This is a genomic window from Actinomycetospora atypica (assembly GCF_042653685.1).
GTDB lineage: Bacteria > Actinomycetota > Actinomycetes > Mycobacteriales > Pseudonocardiaceae > Actinomycetospora > Actinomycetospora atypica.
On sequence record NZ_JBHSIV010000049.1, the window covers coordinates 23,239 to 29,848 of the forward strand.

Annotated in this window: 9 protein-coding genes; 4 read left to right on the forward strand and 5 right to left on the reverse strand. The window is 76.6% G+C overall.

Annotation, left to right across the window (positions count from 1 at the left end; all coding sequences use genetic code 11):
• Nucleotides 1-125: 125 nt before the first annotated feature.
• A complete protein-coding gene (locus ACFPBZ_RS26955; RefSeq protein ID WP_378039202.1) occupies nt 126-1,370 on the forward strand; it encodes an erythromycin esterase family protein in 1,245 nt (414 codons plus the stop codon).
• Between the two features lie 34 nt (nt 1,371-1,404).
• Here the strand turns inward: ACFPBZ_RS26955 and ACFPBZ_RS26960 are convergent, their stop codons facing one another.
• Nucleotides 1,405-1,620, reverse strand: coding sequence for a hypothetical protein (locus ACFPBZ_RS26960; RefSeq protein WP_378039203.1), 216 nt, complete (start codon nt 1,618-1,620; stop codon nt 1,405-1,407).
• A 147-nt stretch (nt 1,621-1,767) separates the two neighbouring features.
• On the opposite strand from ACFPBZ_RS26960, the gene zwf reads away from it, so the two are divergent.
• Nucleotides 1,768-3,300 carry a glucose-6-phosphate dehydrogenase gene (zwf, locus tag ACFPBZ_RS26965; RefSeq protein WP_378039204.1) on the forward strand — a complete coding sequence of 511 codons (1,533 nt, stop codon included), beginning with the start codon at nt 1,768-1,770 and terminating at the stop codon, nt 3,298-3,300.
• An 18-nt stretch (nt 3,301-3,318) separates the two neighbouring features.
• Here the strand turns inward: zwf and ACFPBZ_RS26970 are convergent, their stop codons facing one another.
• The 3 genes from ACFPBZ_RS26970 to ACFPBZ_RS26980 form a co-directional block, all read right to left on the reverse strand.
• On the reverse strand, nt 3,319-3,450 hold the full coding sequence (locus ACFPBZ_RS26970) for a hypothetical protein (RefSeq protein ID WP_378039205.1): 132 nt from the start codon (nt 3,448-3,450) through the stop codon (nt 3,319-3,321).
• Between the two features lie 49 nt (nt 3,451-3,499).
• Nucleotides 3,500-3,937, reverse strand: coding sequence for a hypothetical protein (locus ACFPBZ_RS26975; protein WP_378039206.1), 438 nt, complete (start codon nt 3,935-3,937; stop codon nt 3,500-3,502).
• A gap of 168 nt (nt 3,938-4,105) precedes the next feature.
• Nucleotides 4,106-4,309, reverse strand: a complete 204-nt coding sequence (locus tag ACFPBZ_RS26980) for a hypothetical protein (protein ID WP_378039207.1) — start codon at nt 4,307-4,309, stop codon at nt 4,106-4,108.
• 280 nt (nt 4,310-4,589) lie between these two features.
• Here ACFPBZ_RS26980 and ACFPBZ_RS26985 point away from each other — a divergent pair, with 280 nt between their 5' ends.
• Together ACFPBZ_RS26985 and ACFPBZ_RS26990 are read left to right on the forward strand one after the other, a co-directional pair.
• The gene (locus ACFPBZ_RS26985; RefSeq protein ID WP_378039208.1) at nt 4,590-5,129 is read left to right on the forward strand and encodes a hypothetical protein; all 540 of its coding nucleotides are present in this window, start codon (nt 4,590-4,592) and stop codon (nt 5,127-5,129) included.
• 55 nt (nt 5,130-5,184) lie between these two features.
• Complete coding sequence (locus ACFPBZ_RS26990) at nt 5,185-5,481, forward strand: antibiotic biosynthesis monooxygenase family protein (RefSeq protein WP_378039209.1); 297 nt, start codon at nt 5,185-5,187, stop codon at nt 5,479-5,481.
• A 7-nt stretch (nt 5,482-5,488) separates the two neighbouring features.
• On the opposite strand, the gene ACFPBZ_RS26995 is transcribed toward ACFPBZ_RS26990, so the two are convergent.
• On the reverse strand, nt 5,489-6,610 hold a 1,122-nt coding region (locus ACFPBZ_RS26995), incomplete at its 5' end, for a tetratricopeptide repeat protein (RefSeq protein ID WP_378039210.1).

Sequence of the window (6,610 nt, forward strand, 5' to 3'; positions counted from 1 at the left end):
GGGGGATGTCGTACGTCGGAGCGGAGTCGTTAGGCCACACGGAGTAATGTCACTCGATGGAGTGATGAGGAGTGCGGGCGTCCCCCGCGGGGTCACCGGACGTGCTCTCCGTAGGGTCTGCCGGCATGGACGACGAGGTCGGCGCCTGGCTCGCGGAGCGGGCGGTCCCGGTCGACCGGTTCGGTCTGGACTCCTGGGCCCCGGCGCTGCGCGGCGTCCGGGTGCTGGGGGTCGGCACCGCGGCGCACGGCGCCCGCGAGCTGCTCGAGTTCGGCCGCCGGCTGGTCGAGTACGCCGTCGACGAGCTCGGCGTGCGGGTGGTGGTGATCGGGGCGAGCGAGGCGGGCGGGACCGGGCTCGACGCGGCCGCCCGCGGCGTCGGCACCCCCGGCGACGCGGTCGGCGCGCTGGGCGGCTGGGAGTTCGACACGCGCGAGGTCGTCGAGCTCGTCTCCTGGCTGCGCGACCGCAACGAGATGGCCGACCCCGCCGACCGGGTGCGGGTGGTGGGCGCCGACCCGGTGCGCCCGGCCCGCTCGATCCGGGTGCTCGGCACCTACCTGCGCGCGGTCGCCGAGGACCTCCTGCCGGACGCGCGCGACGCGCTGGCCGAGCTGCTCGACCACGAGCCCGACGAGCGCTCGCTCTCTCCCGCCCGGCGGGACGCGGTCGTCACGCTGCACGAGCGGATCGTGGCCCGGGAGGGGGAGCTGACCGCCGAGAGCTCCCCCGCGCGCTACGCCGAGGCCCGCGAGCACGCCTGGATCCTGGCCCGCGCGGCCGAGGTCGCGGCCGCGCCCCGCGGGCGGGAGCCCTCGACGGCCGCCGAGGCGGAGGCGCTGTCGGACACCGGCCGCCCGGTGCTGCGCGCCCGGCTCGCCGCGGAGGTGGTCACCCGCGCCGCGGCCGGGGCGTCCGGGACGCCGGCGGTGGTCCTGTTCGGGCACGACGACCTCGTCCGCGTCGGCGACCCGACGACCGCCGGGCGGCACCTGCGGTCCGCGCTGGGCGACGCCTACTACGCCGTGGGCGGGCTGTTCTCCGCCGGCGCGGTCTCGGCGGTGCGCCGGCGCCTGCTGCGCCCCGCCCGTCCCCGGCCGAGCACGCACAAGGTGCCGGCGCTCGAGGGCACCGTCGAGGCCGACCTGCGGGCCGCCCTGGGGGAGACCGACGAGCTGCTGGTCGACCTGCGCGGCGCGCGCAGCCAGGACGGGGCGGTGGCCGACTGGGCCGCGGCGACCACCGCGACCCGCCGCCTCGGCAGCGTCGCCGACTCGGGTCAGCTCCGGGCGCGGACCCCGCTGGTCGCGGCCCGCGAGTACGACGCGCTCGCGCACGTGCCGAAGGTCCACCCGGCCTGGATCCGCTGAGCTCGGAACCGCCGAGCCCGGACCCGCCGGGTCGTCAGGACGTCGCGGCGTCCGAGGGCAGGGAGGCCTCCGCCGCCGGGCCGGGCTCGTCGTCGTCCTCCTCGCCCTCGGAGAACCGCATCTGCGGGATCTCGGGCTCGGTGTCGACCCCGCTCGCGTCGCTCGCACCATGGGTCTGGCTGCCACCGCGCTGGGCGCCGGCCGCGCCGTCGCGCTTCACGCGGTTGGCCAGGGTCTCGTCGTCATCCACGTCCGGGGCGTTCCCGGCCCGGCGCCGCTCAACCGGTGTCCCCGGTCGCACCACTGGGTCGCACCGCCCCGACGCCCGCACGACACACGCCCGCCGCACACGACGACTAGCGTGCGGCACGCCACAGCACGCGCACGGGAGGCCTCGTTGTCCGAACGCAATCCCGACATCGCCTATCCGGGGCCCGGCTCCCGGCCGTTCCGCCGGGATCTCGACCCGATCACCCCGCACGTCATCGTCCTGTTCGGCTGCACCGGCGACCTCGCCAAGCGCAAGCTCATCCCGGGCCTGGCCTACCTCGCGGTGTCCGAGCTCGCGCCGACCATCCGCATCGTCGGGACCGCGATGGAGGACCTCACTACGGAGGACTTCCGGGCGCTCGCGCACGACGCGGTGCAGAACTTCGGCATGCACCGCCTCGCCGAGAGCGACTGGGACGACTTCGCCGCCCGGCTGACGTACGTGCCGCAGGGCGAGGGCCCGGAGGCGCTGGCCTCGGCCGTGAAGGAGGCGGCGGCCGGGCTGAGCAACGGCGACGACCCGGCCGGCACGGCGACCTTCGACCGGGGCGTCCGGCTGCTGCACTACCTGTCGGTGCCGCCGAAGGCGGCCGAGGCCGTCGTCGGGATGCTCCGCGACGCCGACCTGGTCACCGGCTCCCGGGTGGTCATGGAGAAGCCGTTCGGCTACGACCTGCCCTCGGCGGTGCGGCTCAACGACTTCGTCCACCAGGTGTTCGACGAGTCCCAGGTGTTCCGGATCGACCACTTCCTGGGCAAGGAGGCGGCGCAGAACGTCCTGGCGTTCCGGTTCGCCAACGGGCTGTTCGAGCCGATCTGGAACCGCAACTTCATCGACCACGTCCAGATCGACGTCCCCGAGGAGCTCGGGCTCGACCAGCGGGCCAGCTTCTACGAGGCCACCGGGGCCTACAAGGACATGGTGGTCACCCACCTGATGCAGGTGATGGCCTTCGTCGCGATGGAACCGCCGACGGCGCTGGAGCCCCGCGCGATCAGCGAGGAGAAGAACAAGGTCTTCCGGTCGCTGTTGCCGATCCACGCGAGCGACGTGGTGCGCGGCCAGTACGGCGGCTACCGCGAGGAGCCGGGGGTCGCGCGCGACTCCGACACCGAGACCTTCATCGCCCTGCGCGTCGGGCTCGACAACTGGCGCTGGGCGGGCGTGCCGTTCTACCTGCGCACCGGGAAGCGGCTCGCGGAGGGCCAGCGGATCATCTCGATCGCGTTCAAGGAGGCACCGCGGACGATGTTCCCGCCCGGGTCGGGCGTGGGGACCCAGGGGCCCGACCACCTGACGTTCGACCTCGCCGACTCCTCGCGCGTCTCGCTGTCGTTCTACGGCAAGCGGCCCGGGCCCGGGATGCGGCTGCAGAAGCTCTCGATGCAGTTCTCCACGCAGGAGACCGGCGAGGCCTCCGACGTCCTGGAGGCCTACGAACGCCTGATCCTCGACGCGATGCGCGGCGACCACACGCTGTTCACCACCGCGGAGGGCATCGAGTCGCTCTGGGACCGGTCGATGCCGCTGCTCAACGACCCGCCGCCCGTCAAGCCCTACCCGCCGGGCACGTGGGGCCCGAACGCCGTCCACCAGCTGATCGCGCCCAACGCGTGGCGGCTGCCGTTCGAGCGGGCGTGGCGGGAGAAGAAGGACTGACGTCCGGGCCGCCCGGGGTCAGGACGTCTGCTCGTCCGCGACCTCGGCGGTGCCCTGCTCGTCGGGTTCGAGGTCGACGTCGAAGGCGGGGACGTCCTCGTCGCGCTGCTCGAGGTCGGGCGAGGGCTGGTTCTCCTGGGGCTCGGTCACGGCGCGAGGGTGCCCCGCGGACGGCCGGGCGACGCGCGCCCGGCCCGCGTCACCGGGCCCCGGCTCCCGCCACGGCCCGGCGGGCGTCCGGGGAGCGCCGTGCCCCGGGCAGCCCGGGCGCGGAGGGCAGCGGGCGGGTGAGCGGGTCGCGGCGGGCCGTCGCGTTGTCGAAGACGAAGCCTCCCGACGACGTCCCGGGCGGGCCGGGCTCGAAGGCGGCGGCTCCGGACAGGGCGGCGACCTGGGCGGGGGTGCCGTCGGTCGGCGTCCGCAGCGCGGGGGTCCCCGCGACCGGGGTGGTGGCACCGACCTGCGAGGCCCGGCGCTGCGCGCGGGCGATGCGCTCGGACGCGTCGCGGGCCTCGCTGCGCTGCCGCTCGAGGTGCGAGCGGTGGTGCCGGCCGCGACCGGAGCGGTCGGCCCGGGCGTCGGGGGCGGGCCGGGCGTCGGTGACGGGGGCGTCGCGTCGCGTGGCGAGTCGGAACATCGCGATCACGTCCTGGTGGGCTCGGGGGTGGGGCTTCCCCCTCCACATCGGAGCGCCGGGCCCACGGGTGATTCGGCCGATCGGTCACCTCACGTGGCGCCGGTGCTCACCCGGGGCCACCCGGGAGGGCGGTGCGGCGCGGACGGGTGACGGCTCCGGTGACGCCGGTCAGGCGTGGCGCGCGGGCCGGTCGAGCCCGTCGGTGGGGCGCACGTCGAGGCGGGGCAGCGGGATCGGCCCGGTCTCGTCCTTCCACGACGCGAGCGTGCGCTGATCGGTGGTGCCGTGGACCGCCGCATGCACGAGCGGGGCCGTCAGCCAGGCGGCGACGGACGATCCGGCGGCCAGGACGACGTTGCCGGCGAAGGACATCGGGGGGCTCCTCGGGGGCGGCAGAGCGGGGTGCGCGGCCCAAGATAGGGCGTCCACCGCCCGCATCGGCTGCATCGTCCGGGTGAATGCGGCGGAGGTTGCGGGTTCCCGGGTCACGATTTGATCACGGCAGCCACCAATCCGGGGGTATCGGTGCGCCCGGACGGGGGACGCAGGTCGCGGACGCGTAACGACACGATCTCGACCGACGACAGCTTCGTCACAGGGAGTGGCGGCCACCGGCCCGGGCTCCGGATCTCGGGTGAGTGGGGAGAGCGTCATGGGGGTCATCGGCATCGTCGCCGTCGTCGTCACCGCGGTGGTGGTCGCGCTGAGTGTCGTCTCGCGGGCCGGCCGTCCGGCCGAGTCACCGTCGCCCCGGCTCTCGCCGGGACTCGCCCCCAACCTGCTCGCGCGGGCCGGCTTCCCGGCCACCGCGCACAACGTGGCCGTGCTGCACGACCACCTGGGCCGCGCCTTCCTCGAGGCCGCCCGTGGCATGGTCCCCGGCGAGGCCCTCGCCGCGCTCGACCGCCGCTGCACCACCGCCCGCGGCGGCGTCCCGGTGGCCGGCGGATCCTCCCGGGCCTGGCCCCAGCGCGTGCTCGACGAGCTCGCCGCCGCCGGGGCGACCGACGTCGTCGGCCTCCCGCGCCACTGCCAGGAGACCCTGCTCGCCACCAGCGGCACGGGCCGCGGGATCTTCGGCGGCTCGGTGTTCGCCCCGCTGCCGGTCCTGCCCGACGCCGCGCCGGCCGCCCCGTCGGTCCCGGCGCCGCGCACCCCGGTGCAGGTGGCCGGACGGGCCGTCCCGGCCTGACGACGGCCCGGCACCCCGACCGGTGACGCCGGCGCCGTCCGGGTAGCCGCTCCGCATGATGACCGTGATCACGCACGTGACGCTGACGCAGGGATCCGAGCCGGAGTGGGACGCGGCCATGCGCGACCGGCTCGAGTCCGCCACCCAGCGCGAGGGGTGGCTGGGCAACCAGCTGCTGATCCCGCTCGAGGCCCCGAACGAGCGCACCGTCGTCGGCACCTGGTCCACGCGCGCCGCGTGGGAGGCCTGGCACGCCGACGACGCGTTCCTGGAGACGCGCGAGCGCATGGAGGGCCTGCAGGAGGGCCCGAGCGCGACGAGCTGGTACGAGGTCGTCGCCGAGCAGCACTGAGCTGCGGTCAGCGGGTGCTCGACGTCCGGGGCGGGATGGTGGGCCGGTCGGCGGGACCACGCTGCTCGGGCACCGGGTCGGGCACGAGGTCGGCGCCGGGCCCGAGCTGCCCCCGCTCCTCGACTCCCGTCCGCCAGGCGGCCTCGGCCCTCCTCGCGGCCTCGGCCTCGATCTCCCGCTCGGCCTGGGCCGCGGCGAGGGCGCCGGGAGCGTCGGCGGGCACCAGCTCACGCACCCGGCGGTAGCCCGCCAGGGCCTCGTCGACCCGGCCGCTGTGCCGGTCGAGGTGCGCGAGGTCGAGGACCGCCTCCGCCTGGCGGCCGTCGTCCCCGGCCTGCCGGGCCGACGCGGCGGCCGCGCGCAGGCAGCCGCGCTGCGCGTCGAAGCGGCCCGCGTCGCGTTCCAGCTCCGCGAGCAGCAGCCCGGCGTCCGAGGCGTCGCGGGCCGGGCCGTCGCGCACGACGAGCTCGAGGTGCCGGCGGCGCTGTGCCGGGTCGGCGTCGCGGTCGAGTCCCAGCCAGAACGCCGACCGGGCGCGCAGCTCCCGCCACGACCCGTCGTCGGGCGTGCCGTCGAGCAGCGCGGAGAACCAGCGGCGTGCCTCCGCGGCCCGGCCGGCCTGCAGGGCGGCCACGCCCAGCCGGTAGAGCTCACCCGGCACCAGCGATCGCGGGGCCTCGGGGACCGGCGGCGGGCGCAGGAGGGCGACGGCGAGGTCGTCGAACCCGCGGGCCAGGGCGAGGACGCCGACGGCCCGACGCTCGGCCCGGGCGCGCACCACGTCGAGGAGGTCGCCGACCACCTGGTGCAGCCGCTCGGGCGGCGTCCAGCCGTCACCGCCGAGGCGGTCGGCCGCGGCGGTGAGCACCGCGGCCGGGACGTGGTGCACGCCCTCGGGCAGGCGCAGGCGGCGCAGCAGCGGCTCGGTCCGCGGGCCGCGGCGCCCGATCTGGCGGGGCCCCTCGGCGACGAGCTCCTCGATCGCGTCGGCGAGCTCGGCCACGGCGGGGGTGTCGGCGGGCGCGAGGTCGCGGGCGTAGGCGAGCGCCAGCCGGGCCAGCATCGGGGTCGGGAGCGCGTGCGGGACCCCGAGGCGCGCCCAGTCGACGGCCGCGCGCAGGGCGGCGGG